This window comes from Roseicitreum antarcticum (genome assembly GCF_014681765.1).
GTDB lineage: Bacteria > Pseudomonadota > Alphaproteobacteria > Rhodobacterales > Rhodobacteraceae > Roseicitreum > Roseicitreum antarcticum.
The window spans coordinates 228,070-244,973 of sequence record NZ_CP061498.1 but is presented as its reverse complement, the minus strand read 5'-3'; the positions used below and the strand labels follow the sequence as shown (position 1 = coordinate 244,973).

Here is a 16,904-nt window from a genome sequence, read left to right as displayed (position 1 = left end):
AGGCCATGGCCGCGTGCCCTCAGCGCCCGGGCGGGCGCGGTTTTGCTGCCCCGGTGCACCGGGGCCACGGACGGGCGGGTCTAGCGGTCGCATGAGGCATCCCCGATCATCCAGCGGCACAGCTCGGGAAAGCTGATGCCCGCGCGCGCCGCCTGTTCGGGCGACAGCGAGGTCGGCGTCATCCCGGGCTGGGTGTTGGTCTCCAGCAGCACCAGCCCATCAAGGCCCCGCGCCGCGTCCCAGCGGAAATCGGTGCGCGACAGGCCCCGACAGCCCAACGCATCATGCGCGCGCTGTGCGTATTCCATGCAGGCGTCAAAGATCACCTGCGGCACATCGGCGGGCACGACATGGCGCGAGCCGCCGGGCTTGTACTTGGCATCGTAATCATACCAGCCATCGGTCAAGATGTCGGTGACGGTCAGCGCGCGGTCGCCCATGACGGTGGTGGTCAGTTCGCGCCCCGGCGCGAAGGCTTCCACCATCACCGTCTCGGGCATCGCGGCGTCCAGTTGTGGCGGGCTGTTGGCCGCGTCATGCACCAGATACACCCCGACCGAAGACCCCTCGTTATTGGGCTTCACCACATAGGGCGGCGGCATCACATGGCGCGATGCGACCTCATCGCGCGGCGCCAGCACGCTTTCGACAACTGGCAGACCAGCGGCGCGAAACACATCCTTGCTGCGCGTCTTGTCCATGGCCAGCGCCGAGGCCAGCACGCCCGAATGCGTATAAGGAATGCGCAGCCATTCCAGAATGCCCTGCACGCAGCCGTCCTCGCCCCAGCGGCCATGCAGGGCGTTGAACACCACATCGGGCGCAATTTCCACCAGCCGCGCGGCCAGATCGGCCTGCGCGTCCAGTTCCACGACTGTAAATCCGCCGTCCCGAAGGGCAGCCGCGCATTCGCGACCGGTCGACAGGGACACCTCGCGCTCAGCCGAGGGGCCACCCATCAGTACACATACCTTCGGGGCTGTCCTGCTCGACATGCCCGTCCCTTTGCCTTTATGTCCGGACCATCGCTGGCCCGTGCCTCAGTGGCCTTTGCGGCCTTGTTTTATCTGGCCGTTTTCGGCCTTGGTCTTGTCGCGGCCGTTTTTTCGGCCTTGGTCGTCGCTCTGCCGGGTGTCGGCGCCTGTCAGCCAGCCGGGCCGGGGGTCTCCCGCCCCGAACGCCTGTCGCGTCCCGGCCCGGGATACCCGTTTTCAGGCAATCCCGGCGGGGCGCGGATCACCGATCCGGATAATTTCCCAGTCTAGCGAAATTCCGCTGTGTTGGAAAACCCTTTTTCGCACCTCTTCGCCCAAACCTTCCAGTTCGGCCGCGCTGGCCCCCCCGGTATTGATCAAAAAGTTCGGGTGCTTGGGCGACATCTGGGCATGGCCAAGGGTAAAACCCCTAAGTCCTGCGTCCTCGATCACTTTCCAGGCCTTCAGATCATGCCGGTCATCCGCACGACCTGTTGATGAGAAACCCGCCGGATTGCGGAACGTGCTGCCCGCGCTGCGGTCTTTCGTGGGTTGGGTCGCGTCGCGCCTGGCAATCTGGTCATCCATGCGCGCGGCCAGCGCGTCAGGGTCGCCTGCCGGCGCGCTGAACGTCGCAGAGACAATCACCGCACCGTCGGGCAAATCGGAATGCCGGTATCCAAGGCGAAGGTCGCCAGCCGCCAGCCGGGCCGCGCTGCCATCGCGCAGCACCACATCGACATGGGTCAGATGGTCCGCGACATAGGTGCCATAACAGCCCGCATTCATCCGCACCGCACCGCCGATACTGCCGGGAACGGTGCGCAGGAATGTCAGGTCCACCCCCGCCTGCGCTGCGCGTCGCGCCACATGGGCATCAAGGGCGGCGGCCCCCGCCGTGACAATATTGCCCGCAACCTCGATCCCGTTGAACCCCCGGCCCAGCCGGATCACCACGGCGCGCAGCCCGCCGTCACGCACAATCAGGTTCGACCCGACACCCATGGGAAACACCGGCACACCGGGGTCGAGCGCGGCGAGGAAGTCCGACAGATCGTCCGCATCGGCGGGTTGAAACAACCAGTCCGCCGGGCCGCCAACGCGCAGCCAGGTCAGATCGGCCAGGGCACGGTCCTGGGTCAGGGCGCCGCGCGGGGTCGGAAAGGGGGATGTATTGCTCATGCGCCGGGATTTACCGGAAAGGCCACACGCCGCGCAAGGCCCCATACCGCGCATCGGCAGGTCTACGCGCGACCGGCGCCCCCCGCGTCGCGCTCAACCGCCCTTCCACCGCCCCGTCAGACGCAACAGGCAACGGATAAAGCACGTTCCGGGCATGCGGAAACCAAAGGCGGAAACCAAAGGCGGAAACCACAGCCCGAAACCACAGGGCCCCACCACAGGGGCGCGGGAACGCGACCTGCTACTTGCAGGGCGCGCCCCGCAATCACCCCGCGTCCCGCCCAAGCGCCAGCACCGCGTTCAGCCCGCCAAAGGCGAAGGAATTCGTCATCACCACATCCAGATCCGCCAGCACCGCCGCATTTGGCACCACATCCAGCGCGCAGTCCGGGTCGGGGCCGGTGTGGTTCACCGTGGGGGCGATGATGCCGTCCTGCAAAGCCATCAGGCAGGCCATAAGCTCCACGGCGCCCGCCGCGCCGATCAGGTGGCCGTGCATCGCCTTGGTCGACGATACGCGCGGCGGCGTCGCGCCGAACACCTGCCCGATGGCTGCGGCCTCGGACCGGTCATTGGCCTGCGTGCCGGTGCCATGCGCATTGATATAGCCCACGCGTTCGGGGGCGATACCGCCGTCACGCAGCGCGCCTGCCATGGCGCGCACTGCGCCATCGACCGACGGCATCACGATGTCCGAGGCGTCCGAGGTCATGGCAAAGCCCAGCACCTCGGCCAGGATCGGCGCGCCGCGCGCGATGGCATGTTCGCGGTCTTCCATGACCACGACGCCCGCGCCTTCGCCCTGCACCATGCCGTCACGGTCCGCCGAAAACGGGCGGCAGCCGGTGCGCGACATGACGCGCAGCCCCTCCCACGCCTTCAGCCCGCCAAAACACATCATGGATTCCGCGCCGCCGGTCAGCATCACCGGCACCGCACCCGACCGCACCATCTGAAACGCCAGCCCCATCGCATGGTTACTGGAGGCGCAGGCGGTCGAAACCGTGAAAACCGGCCCCTGAACACCGTAGGTCATGGAGATATGGCTCGCCGCCGCATTATGCATCAGCTTTGGCACGATGAACGGATGGACGCGGGCCTTACGCTCTTCATAAATCGCGCGGTAGCTGTCGTCAGAGGTGGTCAGCCCGCCGCCCGCCGTCCCCATGATGACACCCGCGCGTGCGGCAAGATCGGGCAGCGCCGCAAAATCGAGGCCGGATTGCGCGACGGCCTGCCGCGCGGCCTCCAGCGCGAACTGGGTCGATCGGTCGTACATCGCCAGTTGCGACCTGTCGAACCGCGCCTCGGCGTCCCAGTCTTTCACCATCGCGCCGATCTGCACGATCAGCCGTTCCACATCGCGGAAATCCAGCGGCCCGATGCCACACTGACCTGCCGCCATTGCGGCAAAAGTCTCGGCCACCCCCTGCCCCAGCGGATTGACCGTCCCTGCGCCGGTGATGACCACCCGCCTCATGCGGCTTGCAATGCCACCAGACTCTCGACGCCTTCGACCAGCGCCCGCACCGTGCGGGTGTCGAATCCGGTGTCGCCGGGGGTGTTGGCGTTGAAGGGCACCGTGACATCGAAGCGTTCCTCGATGGCGAAAATGCACTCCACCAGGCCCAGGCTGTCGATGCCCAGCTCAGAAAGCGTGGCGTCCAGCGACACGTCCCTGGGGTCACACAGCGCCTGTTCGGCAACGATTCCAACCACTTCGTCCGTGAGTGCGTAAGTCATAGTCAAAGTCTCCGACTGTTGATGCGGGGCATATCACAGCCCGCAGATGCTACCCCTTATCGCGCGACTGTGTAACAAGTTTCTGAAGTTCGGCCACTTGTGTAAACAAACGCGGCAGCCTGCGCACCGCCTTGTTGATCTCGACCTGGGTTTCCATCTTGACCGCCGGATGCCCCCAGATGACGCGCCCGGCAGGAACGTTGGTGAAGATCATTGCGCCACCGCCCGCGATCACATCGTCGCCGACGAAGATATTGTCATTCACCGCGACCCGGCCCGCCAGCACGATGCGGTCGCCCAGCACCGTAGATCCGGCAATCCCCACCTGACCGCACAGCAGGCAATCTTGCCCGATGACAACATTATGCCCGATATGCACCATGTTATCCAGCTTTGTGCCCGACCCGATGCGCGTGGCGCGGATGGTGCCCCGATCAATCGCGGCAGTGCTGCCGATTTCCACATCATCACCGATCACGACCGTACCCAGCGAATGGATCCGCTCCCAATGCTGGGCGGTATCCGTCTCGGTCTGGGCGCGGGTTTCACGCACCGCTTCGACCCGGCTTTTTTCCGGCGTCACGAATGAGAAACCGTCGCCGCCGATAACAGCGTTGGGCTGCGCGATGAAACGGTCGCCGATTTGCACGTGATGGCCGATGCGCACGCCGGGCAGGATCAGCGCGTCATCCCCGATCTGCGCGCCCGCATCAATACTGACATGCGCGGCGATCCGCGCCCGCGCGCCGATCACCACGTCGCGCCCCACGACCACCAGCGGGCCGATCCGCGCGCCCGCCCCGATCCGGGCGGAAGGGTCGATGACGGCAGAGGCGTGGATGCCGGGCGCAATATCAGGTCCGGCATCCATCGCGCGGGTCAGCCCGGACATGGCATAGCGCGGGCGCGGCGCGAAAATCGCGGCTTCCAACCCCAGCGCCCGCCAGTCGGCACCGTCGTACAACAATGCTGCACGCGCGCGGCCCTGTGCCAGCCCTTCGGCAAATTTGGGCTGCAAGGCCAGCGCCAGCGCATCGGGACCGGCATCGGCAGGTTCGGCCGCATGTGTGACGGTCAGGTCGCCACGCCCTTCCAGCCGCGCGCCCAGCGCCGCGGCAATATCGCTCAGCTGAAACTTCATCGCACCCCCAAGGCAGTTGCAGGGCCGCGCATGAGGCCCCGCACAAGGCCGGGTCTTAGCTTTGAATGCCGCCCAAGACCACCCCGGCTGCTTGCAACGCCCGAAAGATCGCCGCGTCGCGGCCATAGACATCGGCGCGGTAGTTCATCTCACCGCGCACCGAGGTGAAGGCCGTGCGGTAAACCAGGTGGATCTGCACGGGTTCGTCCAGGTAGATACGTGTCTGCTGGCCCGAATTCAGCGTGTTGTGGTACAGCCCGCGGGGATCATCCGTCTGCCGCGACAGCAACTCATAGGCGAATTCATCGGGGTCGTTCAGCCGCACGCAGCCCGAGGAATGCGCCCGCACCGTTGTGTTGAACAGCGACCGCGCCGGGCTGTCGTGCAGATAGATTGCATAGGGGTTGGGGAACATGAACTTCACACGGCCCAACGGGTTCGACGGCCCCGGCGGCTGGCGCACGTTGAAGGGGAAATTGCGCGGCGAATAGCGCGAAAAATCCACTGCGGCGCGTGGCACCACATTGCCGCGGGAATCGACCAGCTGCAAATAGCTGTGCCCGCCCGCCGCAAGCCCGTTCCAATAGCTGCGCGCCAGGATCGAGCGGGGCATCGTCCAGTCCGGGTTGATCTCCAGATACTGCATGCGGTGCGAGAATTCGGGCGTCTCGCGGTTCTGCCCGGTGGCCCCGATCACCGCTTTCGTCTCGAAAGTCACCGAATCGAAATCGACGATGCGGGCGTGAAAATCGGTCAGGTTGACCCAGACATGCCGGTCGCCGCGCGGGATGTTCAGCCAGCGCTCCCGCTCCATCGCGACGATGATGGCTTTCAGCCGCTCTGACGGGTCGGTATTGATTGCGGCCAGGGTCTCGGGCCCGGCGATGCCGTCGGCCTCAAAATTGTGCGCGATCTGGAATTGCTGCACTGCGCGCTGCAAGGCCCCGTCATAGCTGGCCGACGCCGAGCGGGGCAGATATTCCATCGCGATCAGCCGGTTGCGCAATGCCACGACAGCCCCGCCGGATTGCCCGGGGCGCAGGTCGCGCGCGGGCACCGCAGGCCCCCAGCCACCTTGCGCAATTCTGGCTTCCAATTGCTGTTTGGCGCGGAACAGGCGCGCATATTCCGGCGCGCCGGGGGCCAGCCCCCGCATGTATTGCATCGGCGCGGCTTCGGCGAAATCATGCAGTGCCGCCAGCGCGTCCAGCCGGGGCAGTTCCCGCACGATGGCACTGTCGATGCGCGACGGATCCAGAAGGCCACTGTGCAAGTCGTTGGCAAAGCGCAGGAATTGCCGCGTGACCTCAGCCTCCAGCAGGCCGCGGTCGCGCTCCGTCTCCACCCGGCTGAAAGCCGCGATCAGCGCATCGGGGGCGTATCGCGCGACCGGCAGGCCGTGGTCATCCGCCCGACGGATCGCCGTCAGGAAGGCGCTGCGCCGCACGGCGTCATCCGGCCCGGTCCACAGCGAATCGTAGCCGGTTTCGCGGTAGAAGGCCGAGACTGCGGTGTCGCCAGCCGCCCCTTCGGCCACGGCCTGTTTGAAAGCGCTGAAAGTTTGGGCGCCTGCCATCGACACCGATGACATGAACAGCCCGATAAAAAGGACCATGCCGACCATGAGGCTGTGCAGGCCGGTTTGGCGCTTCGATGTGGCTTGGCGGATGTCGACTGCCTGCGGGATCATGTTTTTTCCTTGTTCTTATTCAGGCCAGCAGCCCAATGGGCGCGGTGGTAACGACTATTTCAACACATTTGGCAAGAAACCGCCCACCGCGTCCATACACATCTGCGCCAGCAGTCATAAACCACGAATCTTAATCAAAAATTCACGTCGTCACGTCAACCTTGCCACTCCGGTTCCCGCAAATGTGTCGCTTTCTGGCCGCAGATGCAGAATCTTTGCGCCAATCAGCGGAGTTTTGCCGATCGCGGCGGCAGGGCGCGGCAGGGGAGGAATCAAAACTTGGTTTAGTAAACGACACATGCGATACGAATCTTGATCGTCGCACCAGCGGGCGGCGTCACCCGCACGGCGGATCAGCGGCAAAAGATCGCGACGCCGGACCTGCGGGGCTTTGACAGGCAGCCAAACGATGGGACAGACCGAATGACACAGACACGCGGACCGGCACTCTCCAGACGTGGGGTGCTTGGCATCTTCGCGGCAACCACGGTGGCTGCGGCGCCAACATTCGCGAATGCTTTCAGCTTCTTGCGCGGCGCGGGTGATATCCGACGCCTCAAGTTGTATTCGGGTCGCACCGGCGAGACGCTCGACATGATCTATTGGGTCGATGGCGATTACATCCCCGAGGCGCTGCGCGAAGTGAATTATTTCTTCCGCGACTGGCGCAACAACAAGATCATCAACATCGACACGCGCACGCTGGACATCATGGCGGCGTCCCACCGCATCTTGCGCGCGTCAGAGCCCTACATGCTGCTGTCGGGCTACCGCTCGCCCGAAACCAACGCGATGCTGCGCGCCCGTTCCAGCGGCGTTGCCCGCAACTCGTTGCACATGGTCGGGGAAGCCGCCGATTTGCGGCTGCGCGGCCGGTCGGTCAATGAGATCGCGCGCGCCGCAGCGGCCTGTCGCGCGGGCGGCGTCGGCCGCTATTCCCGGTCGGATTTCGTGCACATGGACTGCGGCCCCCACCGCACGTGGGGCGCGTAATCTCCGGCTGAACCTCGGGTCTAAGCGTCTCGGGTCTAAGCGTCTCGGGTCTAAGCGTCGGGGCAGCGCGCGGAATACGCCGGAAAATGGCGTTGCATAAACCGCGTCGGCTGCCCCGCTCAGCGCAATCTGACAGGTCGCACGGCCTGCGCCGCAAGCAATCTTGCAACATACTGCGCCACATGCCGCCCTCAGGGCGCAGTAACATCGTGTCCGTAAATCCAGTCATACCGTCTTAACGCAGCACCGGGCGCCAGCGTTCCGCCCAGCCGCAGCGCCGCATGCGCGGCCAAAGCCACCGGCCCGCGCAAATGATAAAGGCGTGCGTTGGTCGTGGCGGCATCGACAACGCGCACCACCCGTGCCCGGCGTGCGACCTGAAACGCCGCAACGCCCTCGCCCCACGTCAGCGCCCCGGCCAGCGCCCCGGCCAGCACCCAGGCATCTTCCAGCGCCATATTCGCGCCCTGCGCCATGAAGGGCAGGGTCGGATGCGCGGCATCGCCCAGAATCGCCACGCCCTCGGCACCCCAACATGGTGCGACCGGGTGGCGGAACAGCCCCCACAGATGTACCTGCGTCACCTGTGCCAGCCAGCCCGGCACCGGGCCGCCGAAACCCGCGAATGCCGCGCACAGATTGGCGGCCGAGTCGCTTTGGTGCCAGCCCTCGGCGGTCCAGCCCTGCCGCTCCTCGACCGCGACGATATTGCGCTGCTGCCCCCCGCGCAGCGGATAGCTGACCAGATGCCGCCCCGGCCCCATGAAGACCTGCGCCACCGGCGCGGCATCGCCCGCAGATGCAGGGACCACGGCGCGCCACGCCACCTGCCCGGTAAAGGCCGCAGGCGCCGCCGGGCCGACCGCCGCCCGGGTGACCGACCGTAGGCCATCCGCCCCAACGACCAGATCGGCCTGTTCGGTCGTGCCATCGGCAAGCTGCACGGTGGCGGGCGCACCCGGGGTGACGGATACGGCGCAGGCGTTCAGGACGATTTCAACACCTGCGGCGCGGGCGTGATCGGCCAGCATCGCCACCAGGTCGGCACGGTGAAAGAAGTAAAAGCCCCCCTGCCCAGCCGTCTCGGATCGGCCAGTCTCGGATCGGCCCGCGTCAGATCGGCCCGCGTCACTTGATCCCGCGTCATCCGGGCCTGCGTCGCCTAAGGCAAATCCGCTGGACGCCCGCGTGTTCAACACCGCCTTGCCAGGTGCCGCCGCACCGCGGGCCGCATCCGGGCGCGCCCGGTCATAAGCCGACAGGTCCAGCCGCGTGACCAGCCCGCCATCGGCGGCCCGCCGCAGTTCCACCGCGCGGGCGCAAACGGCGCGCGCCGCCACCTGCCCGCCCAAGCCCATGGCGCGCAGCACCGCCACGCCATTGGGGCTGATCTGAAGCCCCGCGCCAACCTCGGTGATCGCGGGGGCCTGTTCCAGCAGCCGGACCGCCACACCGCGCTGCGACAGAAGCGTCGCTGCAGCCAGCCCCGCGACGCCGCCGCCCAGAACCACTGCGGTCTTGATCCTCATCAGCGCTGATCCTTCTGTTTCGCAGCACACCGGCGGCAATCACCTGCCGGGCGCAGCCTCTCGCTTGCGCCAAGATGCCCGCATCTTGGCCCGCATCACATGCGACAAACCACCCGCCTTTGCGACCCGTGCGCGCCGCCGCAACGTAACAGCGCTGCGCGCCAAAGCGGACAGGCATGCGCAGTCCGTAGCCCCCAACGAAAACCACCGTGGCAGGGCTGCCACGGTGGTTTTCTCCAGCATCAATATGGGCGCCCCGTCCGCTCAGGTATCGCGGTGTACTTTCTCGCGGCGCTCGTGTTTTTCCTGCGCTTCCAGCGTCATGGTCGCGATCGGGCGCGCGTCCAGCCGCTTCAGCGAAATCGGCTCACCGCTCACTTCGCAATAGCCGAATTCACCGTTTTCGATCCGCCGCAGCGCCGCTTCGATCTTGGAGACCAGTTTGCGCTGCCGGTCCCGTGTCCGCAACTCCAGCGCTCGGTCGGTTTCTTCGGACGCGCGATCGGCAATATCGGGAATCGCGCGGGTGCCGTTCGCCAGCCCCTCCAGCGTTTCACGGCTGCCGTTCAGCACATCTTCGCGCCAGTCCAGCAACTTACGGCGAAAATACTCCAGCTGCCGCTCATTCATGAACGGTTCGTCCTCGGCCGGGCGGTAATCTTGCGGCAAAAAAGTCTCAGCCTTCATTCTCGGGTCCCCTTGCTGCCCGGTTTCAGACCGACGATGCCCGGTGGGGTTGTCGCCTGTCATTCTCCGGCTTCCCTTGCGCTGCCAGATACCGCAAGCATCTTGCGTTGTCACGCGGATTATCGCCTACGCCTACCACAGGTTGCGGGCCAGTTAACCGCGCGCTACCTTGGACGCCAACAGGCCATTGCGGGCGGAGTTCCGATGCGATTCACCTCTACCGACAGCTATATCGCGACCGAAGATCTGCGGGTTGCCGTCGATGCGGCGGTTCTGCTGGAACGTCCCCTTCTGGTGAAGGGCGAGCCCGGCACCGGCAAGACCGAACTGGCCCGCCAGGTGGCTGCGGCCCTTGGCATGCCACTGCTGGAATGGGGGGTGAAATCCACCACACGGGCGCAGCAGGGGCTTTACGAATACGACGCCGTATCGCGGCTGCGTGACAGCCAGCTTGGCGATGCACGGGTAGACGATGTGCGCAATTACATCCGCCGGGGCATGTTGTGGCAGGCCTTCGCAGCAGAGGCGCGCGTCGTCTTGCTGATCGACGAAATCGACAAGGCGGATGTGGAGTTCCCCAACGACCTTTTGCAAGAGCTCGACCAGATGACCTTCCACGTCTACGAGACGGGCGAGACCGTGCGTGCGCGGCACCGCCCCGTGGTCATCATCACCTCGAACAACGAAAAGGAACTGCCCGACGCCTTCTTGCGGCGCTGCTTCTTCCACTACATCCGCTTTCCCGATGCCGAAACGATGAAGCGCATCGTCGCGGTGCATTTTCCGGCCCTTAAACCCGCCCTGCTGGCCGAAGCATTGTCCCAGTTCTACACCCTGCGCGACACGCCGGGGTTGAAGAAGAAACCCTCGACCTCCGAGGTGCTGGATTGGCTGAAACTGCTGCTGGCCGAAGACCTGAGCGCCGAAGACCTGCGCCGCAGCGGGGCCGAGGGATTGCCAAAACTATATGGCGCGCTGCTGAAAAACGAACAGGATGTGCACCTTTTCGAACGGCTTGCCTTCATGCACCGGAGTACTGCCCGATGACCCCGCCCCGGATCCGCCCCATCACGCAGGCCGACCACGACCAGTGGCGCGCGCTATGGCGCGGCTATCTGACCTATTATGAAACCGAACTGCCCGACAGCGTGTTCGACGACACCTTTGCGCGCCTGCTGTCAGGCGACCCGCACGGCCCCTTCGGAATGGTAGCCGACGCGGATGGCACCTTGCTGGGGCTGGTGCATTACCTCTTTCACGCGCACACATGGCATCCGGCGGGCATCTGCTATCTGCAAGATCTTTTCACCACGCCCGAGGCCCGCGGCCGCGGCGTGGCGCGCGCGCTGATCCATGCCGTCTATGACCGCGCCGATGCCGCAGGTGTGCCGCGCGTCTACTGGACCACGCAAGATTTCAACGCGACGGCGCGGCGGCTCTACGATCAGGTAGGCACGCTGACCCCCTTCATCAAATATACCCGGCCCTTGTGATGAGCCTTGTGGCGCCTGCGGCCGTCCAGGTTCATAAATTGGTTGAAGGCCGCCCCGCAAGGCGCTGTATTAAAAGGATAAGCGCAGGCGCGACAACCCTCGCCGCGCTGCTGGTGCTGGCGGCCTGTGGCGCGCAGGCCCCCGATGTGTCCGAACGGATGGCGGCCAGCGCCATGCCGCTGCCAGCGCTGCCACGCTTTGGCCCTCCCGATCCGCTGCCACCCGCGCGCGCCAATGCCGACATGGTGCGCGATATCCTGGAAATGGGGTTCTTCCTCGAATCCGGGCGCGCGGTCCCCGCGCTGTCGCGCTTCGACGGCCCCGTGACCCTGCGCGTCACCGGCGCCCCGCCCGTTGGCGCGCTGACCGATACCGACCGGCTGATCCAACGCCTGCGCAGTGAAGCCGACATCGACATCACCCGCGTGCCCGAAGACCAACCCGCCCGGATCAACGTGACCTTCCTGCCGCGCGCCCGCATCCGGTCGCTGGTGCCGCAGGCGGCGTGTTTTCTGGTGCCCAATGTCAGCAGCTGGCAGGATTTCCGCGCCAACCGCCGCAACCCGGCGCTGGACTGGGCGCAGGTCTCGGTGCGCCAGGAAGTGGGCATTTTCATCCCCTCCGACACCACCCCGCAAGAAACCCGCGACTGCCTGCACGAAGAGGTCGGGCAAGCGCTGGGCCCCCTGAACGACCTGTTCCGCCTGACGGATTCGATCTTCAACGATGATAATTTCCAGACCGCGCTGACCGGCTTTGACATGCTGGTCCTGCGCGCCTGGAACGACCCGGCGTTGCAAAATGGCATGCGCCCCGCGCAAGTGGCCGCCGTGCTGCCCGCCGTGCTGGCGCGCCTCAACCCACGCGGGGAACGCGGCGGCACCGGCCCCGCAGGCCCCACCCCCCGCGCGTGGATCAACGCAATCGAGGCCGCTTTTGGCGGCGAGGGCGGGCGCGACATGCGGCTGGACGCGGCCAGCCGGGCGCTGACACTGGCCAACGCGGCGGGCTGGCAGGACGGGCGGCTGGCGCTCAGCCTGTTTCTGGTCGCGCGCTTCTTGCCCCCGCAAGAAGGCGAGGCCGCGCTGGCCGCGCTGATCCGCGCGGGCGCAATCTACCGCGACCTTCCGGGCGCCGAGGTGCACGCCGCCCATGTCGATATGCAACTGACGGTGCAGGCGCTGGCCTCGGGCCAGATGGATCTGGTGATGCAACTGACCACCCGCGCGATCCCGGTCGCGCGGCGCACCGAAAACGCCGCCCTTCTGTCGTCGCTGCAACTGCTGCGCGCCGAAGCGTTGCAGGCGATGGGCGCGCGCGCCGATGCCGCGGCGCTGCGCCTCGACAGTCTGATCTGGGCGCGCTATGGCTTCGGCACCGATGACGCGGTGCGTGCAAGGTTGGCCGAGGTCGCCGCCCTGACCCGCGCCCTGCCCGTGTCGCGCTGAAATAACAGGAGAAACTGGCGGATGATCGTTCTTTTTTGCATGATTGCAGGTGCCGTGTACGGCGGCTGGCGCGCGAAACGGCGCGGTGGCAATGGCTTTGATGCCGCGCAATATGCTGCCGTTTTCGCCATCATCGGCGCGATCGTCGGGCTTTTTGTCACCATCGGGGTGGAAAGGCTGTTGTAACCCATGTTTCAGCCGTTTTTCGACCAGTTGCGTGCCGGGGGTGTTCCGGTCAGCCTGCGCGAATATCTGGCTTTTCTGGAAGCGATGTCGCGCGGTCTTGTGACCTACGACATCGACGGTTTCTACTATCTGGCCCGCGCGATCATGGTCAAGGATGAGCGGTATCTGGACCGTTTCGACCGCGCCTTTGCCGCAAGCTTTCAGGGACTGGAGGGCATCACCCCCGGGGCCGTGCTCGACGCCATCGACCTGCCCCCCGAATGGCTGGCCAAAATGGCCGAAAAGCACCTGACCGACGCCGAAAAGGCCGAAATAGCGGCGCTTGGCGGGTTCGACAAACTGATGGAGACGCTGCGCGCACGGCTGGCCGAGCAGCAAGGCCGCCATCAGGGGGGGAACAAATGGGTGGGCACCGCAGGCACCAGCCCCTTTGGTGCCTATGGCTACAACCCCGAAGGCGTGCGCATCGGGCAAGACACCGGCCGCCATGGCCGCGCGGTAAAGGTCTGGGACAAGCGCGAATTCCGCAATCTGGACGACTCGGTCGAACTGGGTACGCGCAACATCAAGGTGGCGCTGAAACGCCTGCGCCGCTGGGCGCGCGATGGCGCGGCGCAGGAACTGGACCTCGACGGCACCATCCGCTCGACCGCCGAACAGGGCTGGCTGGACATCAAGACACGGGCAGAGCGGCGCAACGCCGTCAAGGTGCTGATCTTCTTCGATATCGGCGGCTCCATGGACCCCCATGTGCGCGTCATGGAAGAGCTTTTCAGCGCCGCGCGGTCCGAATTCAAGCATCTGGAACACTTCTATTTCCACAATTGCCTGTACGAATATGTCTGGCGCGACAATTCCCGCCGCTGGAATGCCCGCACCCCCACATGGGACGTGCTGCACCGCTATGGCCCTGACTACAAATGCATCTTCGTAGGCGACGCCAATATGTCGCCCTATGAGGTCACGCATCCCGGCGGCGCGAATGAACACTGGAACCCGGAAGCCGGGCAGGTCTGGCTGGCCCGCGCGCGCGACCAATGGCCAAACTGCCTGTGGATCAACCCGACGCCCGAACGCTTCTGGAACACGTCACATTCAATCAGCCTGATCCGCCAGATCTTCGACGGTGCCATGGTCCCGATGAGTCTGGACGGCATCGCGCGTGGCGTGCGGACCCTTTCCTGAGGCGCGTCGCACCGGGAAAACCACATTAGAAACGCCGGGCAACACACTGAAAACATGATCTTTCAAACAAAAAGCCGCGCCACCCCAACGGGCCGCGCGGCTTGGTCACATCGCCATAGGTCGGGCGTCAGTCTTCAACCGTCACGCGCACCATGCGGTCGGGGTCGGTCACGCTGCCGTTGCCGCCGCCGCCGCGTTTGATGGCGTCCACAACCTCGATCCCGTCGACCACCTGGCCCACGACGGTATATGCCCCGTTCAGATGTGGCGTGTCGTCGAACATGATGAAGAACTGGCTGTTCGCGCTGTCCGGGCTCTGGCTGCGCGCCATGCCGACGACGCCGCGCTGAAACGACAGGTCGGAAAACTCGGCCGGAATATCCCCGAGGTCAGAGCCCCCCGTCCCGGCGCGCGACGTATCGCCGCCCGACTTGCCGAATTGCACATCGCCGGTCTGCGCCATGAAACCATCGATCACGCGGTGGAACACCACGCCATCATAGGCGCCCTGCTCGGCCAGTGTGACGATCTGTTCCACATGCTGCGGCGCGACATCGGGGCGCAGATCGACGCGGACGGTACCATTCGCCTCGCCCGCGACCTCGATCACCAGATAGGGGCCGCCGGTGTCAACGGCGCTGTAATCCTGCGCCGAAACCCCGCCCGTCATGCTGAGGTAGCTGGCGCCCAGGATCACGAAACCCAGCGCGAACAATCCGCCCGCGATAAGACGATCACGCATCGGCGGCCACCTTTACGCTGATCATGCGGTCCGGGCTCGCAGGCGGCTCACCGCGGGTGATCGCGTCCACATGCTCCATCCCCGCGATGACACGGCCATAGACGGTGTACTGGCGGTTGAGGAAATGGTTGTCAGCAAAGTTGATGAAGAACTGGCTGTTCGCGCTGTTGGGGTTCGACGACCGCGCAGCGCCAATGGTGCCCCGGTCATGCGGGATGCCCGAAAACTCTGCCGGAACGTCGGGCAGGTCAGACGCGCCGGTGCCCGCGCGGCGGATGTTGAAGTCTTTTTCGGCATTGCCATTGGCCACGTCGCCGGTCTGCGCCATGAACCCGTCGATCACCCGGTGAAACACCACGTTGTCATAGGACCCGGCGCGCGCCAGTTCCTTGATGCGGGCGCAATGCTGGGGCGCGATGTCGGGCAGCAATTCCACGGTGACGGTACCGCCCTTCAGTTCGATCAGCAGGGTGTTTTCAGGGTCTTTGATCTCGGCCATTCTGATGGTCCTTGTGCGTTTGATACTGAGGGCAGACACTATCGCCCGTGGGGCCAAAGGAAAAGCCCCCATGGCCGGTGCCACCGGGTCACTTCGGGTTGACCTCGGCACGGGCATTGGCGACAGTCGCGCGAATTCAAACAGGAGCGGCGCATCATGGACTTCAAAACCCTCGACGATATGGATCTGGCGGGCAAGGTTGCGCTGGTGCGCGTCGACATCAACGTGCCGATGAAGGACGGCAAAGTCACCGACGCCACGCGGATCGACCGGATCATCCCCACGGTCCGCGCTATTCTGGACGCGGGCGGCAAGCCGGTGCTGCTGGCGCATTTCGACCGGCCAAAGGGCAAGGTCGTGCCGGAAATGTCGCTGCAACACCTCATCCCCGCGCTGGAGGCCGCGCTGGGTCAACCCGTGTCCTTCGCGTCGGACTGCATCGGCGTGCCCGCAAAGGAAGCCGTATCGGCGATGCAGACGGGCGATGTCCTGCTGTTGGAAAACACCCGTTTCCACGCGGGCGAAGAAAAGAATGACAAGCTGCTGGCCGCGTCCATGGCCGCATTGGGCAACCTTTATGTGAACGACGCCTTCTCGGCGGCGCACCGCGCGCATGCCTCGACCGAGGCGATCGCGCATCTGCTGCCCGCCTGCGCCGGCCGGCTGATGGAGGCGGAACTGACGGCGCTTGACGCAGCCCTTGGCAACCCCGCCCGTCCCGTGGCCGCCGTGGTGGGGGGCGCGAAAGTTTCGACCAAGCTGGACCTGCTGGGCAACCTCGTGGGCCGGGTCGAACACCTGATCATCGGCGGCGGCATGGCCAACACCTTCCTTGTCGCGCAAGGGGTCGAGGTCGGCGCGTCGATGGCCGAACGCGACATGGCCGACACCGCGCGCGAGATTCTGGAAAAGGCAAAGGCCGCAGGCTGCACCATCCACCTGCCCACCGACATCGTGGTCGCGTGGGAATTCAAGGCCGACACCGCCACCCAGACCGTGCCGGTTGCCCAATGCCCCAGCGACGCGATGATCCTCGACGCGGGCCCCGACAGCATTGCCAACATCGAAGCCGTGTTCAAAACCTGCAAGACCGTGATCTGGAACGGCCCGCTGGGCGTTTTCGAACTGCCGCCCTTCCACATCGCCACCACGGCGGCGGCGAAATGCGCCGCGGATCTGACAGCGGCAGGCAAGCTGATCTCGGTCGCGGGCGGCGGCGACACGGTCTCGGCCCTCAATCAATCCGGCGCGGCAGAGCATTTCACCTATATCTCGACCGCCGGCGGCGCTTTCCTCGAATGGATGGAGGGCAAGACCCTGCCGGGCGTGGCCGCGCTGGCAAAGTAGCGGTGGGATTCGGGGCAGCGTTGCAAAACTCTTGCAAGAATCCCGAATTAAACACACGTTCAGAT

17 protein-coding genes are annotated in these 16,904 nt (G+C 65.4%); 7 read left to right on the top strand and 10 right to left on the bottom strand.

Annotation, left to right across the window (positions count from 1 at the left end; all coding sequences use genetic code 11):
- Positions 1-80: 80 nt before the first annotated feature.
- The 6 genes from H9529_RS01140 to H9529_RS01115 all read right to left on the bottom strand — a co-directional run bounded on the left by H9529_RS01140 (position 81) and on the right by H9529_RS01115 (position 6,730).
- Positions 81-995, bottom strand: a complete 915-nt coding sequence (locus H9529_RS01140; protein ID WP_092885747.1) for a D-alanine--D-alanine ligase — start codon at positions 993-995, stop codon at positions 81-83.
- Positions 996-1,211: 216 nt separating this feature from the next.
- Positions 1,212-2,156: a UDP-N-acetylmuramate dehydrogenase gene (gene murB, locus H9529_RS01135; protein WP_092885745.1), complete on the bottom strand. Its 945-nt coding sequence runs from the start codon at positions 2,154-2,156 to the stop codon at positions 1,212-1,214.
- Positions 2,157-2,421: 265 nt separating this feature from the next.
- Complete coding sequence (locus H9529_RS01130) at positions 2,422-3,636, bottom strand: beta-ketoacyl-[acyl-carrier-protein] synthase family protein (protein ID WP_092885743.1); 1,215 nt, start codon at positions 3,634-3,636, stop codon at positions 2,422-2,424.
- Positions 3,633-3,899 (bottom strand): acyl carrier protein, encoded by a 267-nt coding sequence (locus H9529_RS01125; RefSeq protein ID WP_092885741.1) that lies wholly within the window; start codon positions 3,897-3,899, stop codon positions 3,633-3,635. Before H9529_RS01125 ends, H9529_RS01130 begins: the two co-directional genes overlap by 4 nt.
- Before the next feature lie 49 nt (positions 3,900-3,948).
- Entirely contained in the window at positions 3,949-5,040 is a 1,092-nt protein-coding gene (locus tag H9529_RS01120) for a UDP-3-O-(3-hydroxymyristoyl)glucosamine N-acyltransferase (RefSeq protein ID WP_092885739.1), read from the bottom strand.
- Positions 5,041-5,095: 55 nt separating this feature from the next.
- Positions 5,096-6,730: a L,D-transpeptidase family protein gene (locus H9529_RS01115; protein WP_223814256.1), complete on the bottom strand. Its 1,635-nt coding sequence runs from the start codon at positions 6,728-6,730 to the stop codon at positions 5,096-5,098.
- A 423-nt stretch (positions 6,731-7,153) separates the two neighbouring features.
- Between H9529_RS01115 and H9529_RS01110 the strand changes: the two genes are divergently transcribed.
- Entirely contained in the window at positions 7,154-7,723 is a 570-nt protein-coding gene (locus H9529_RS01110; RefSeq protein WP_092886263.1) for a YcbK family protein, read from the top strand.
- 191 nt (positions 7,724-7,914) lie between these two features.
- Here H9529_RS01110 and H9529_RS01105 read toward each other — a convergent pair whose 3' ends face one another.
- On the bottom strand, positions 7,915-9,252 hold the full coding sequence (locus tag H9529_RS01105) for an FAD-dependent monooxygenase (protein ID WP_092885737.1): 1,338 nt from the start codon (positions 9,250-9,252) through the stop codon (positions 7,915-7,917).
- Positions 9,253-9,516: 264 nt separating this feature from the next.
- The gene (dksA, locus tag H9529_RS01100; RefSeq protein WP_092885735.1) at positions 9,517-9,939 is read right to left on the bottom strand and encodes an RNA polymerase-binding protein DksA; all 423 of its coding nucleotides are present in this window, start codon (positions 9,937-9,939) and stop codon (positions 9,517-9,519) included.
- Positions 9,940-10,143: 204 nt separating this feature from the next.
- Here dksA and H9529_RS01095 point away from each other — a divergent pair, with 204 nt between their 5' ends.
- The 5 genes from H9529_RS01095 (at position 10,144) to H9529_RS01075 (ending at position 14,251) form a co-directional block, all read left to right on the top strand.
- Positions 10,144-10,986 carry an AAA family ATPase gene (locus H9529_RS01095; RefSeq protein WP_092885733.1) on the top strand — a complete coding sequence of 281 codons (843 nt, stop codon included), beginning with the start codon at positions 10,144-10,146 and terminating at the stop codon, positions 10,984-10,986.
- Positions 10,983-11,432, top strand: coding sequence for a GNAT family N-acetyltransferase (locus tag H9529_RS01090; RefSeq protein ID WP_092885731.1), 450 nt, complete (start codon positions 10,983-10,985; stop codon positions 11,430-11,432). The genes H9529_RS01095 and H9529_RS01090 overlap by 4 nt, the downstream gene beginning before the upstream one ends.
- Before the next feature lie 146 nt (positions 11,433-11,578).
- Positions 11,579-12,880 carry a DUF2927 domain-containing protein gene (locus tag H9529_RS01085; RefSeq protein WP_223814255.1) on the top strand — a complete coding sequence of 434 codons (1,302 nt, stop codon included), beginning with the start codon at positions 11,579-11,581 and terminating at the stop codon, positions 12,878-12,880.
- A 21-nt stretch (positions 12,881-12,901) separates the two neighbouring features.
- Positions 12,902-13,066: an apolipoprotein acyltransferase gene (locus tag H9529_RS01080; protein ID WP_143033459.1), complete on the top strand. Its 165-nt coding sequence runs from the start codon at positions 12,902-12,904 to the stop codon at positions 13,064-13,066.
- A gap of 3 nt (positions 13,067-13,069) precedes the next feature.
- Positions 13,070-14,251: a vWA domain-containing protein gene (locus tag H9529_RS01075; protein ID WP_092885727.1), complete on the top strand. Its 1,182-nt coding sequence runs from the start codon at positions 13,070-13,072 to the stop codon at positions 14,249-14,251.
- A 127-nt stretch (positions 14,252-14,378) separates the two neighbouring features.
- Here H9529_RS01075 and H9529_RS01070 read toward each other — a convergent pair whose 3' ends face one another.
- Positions 14,379-14,993 (bottom strand): peptidylprolyl isomerase, encoded by a 615-nt coding sequence (locus H9529_RS01070; protein ID WP_397544882.1) that lies wholly within the window; start codon positions 14,991-14,993, stop codon positions 14,379-14,381.
- Positions 14,986-15,492, bottom strand: coding sequence for a peptidylprolyl isomerase (locus H9529_RS01065; RefSeq protein ID WP_092885725.1), 507 nt, complete (start codon positions 15,490-15,492; stop codon positions 14,986-14,988). The genes H9529_RS01070 and H9529_RS01065 overlap by 8 nt, the downstream gene beginning before the upstream one ends.
- Positions 15,493-15,648: 156 nt before the next feature.
- On the opposite strand from H9529_RS01065, the gene H9529_RS01060 reads away from it, so the two are divergent.
- Complete coding sequence (locus tag H9529_RS01060) at positions 15,649-16,839, top strand: phosphoglycerate kinase (protein ID WP_092885723.1); 1,191 nt, start codon at positions 15,649-15,651, stop codon at positions 16,837-16,839.
- Positions 16,840-16,904 lie beyond the last annotated feature (65 nt).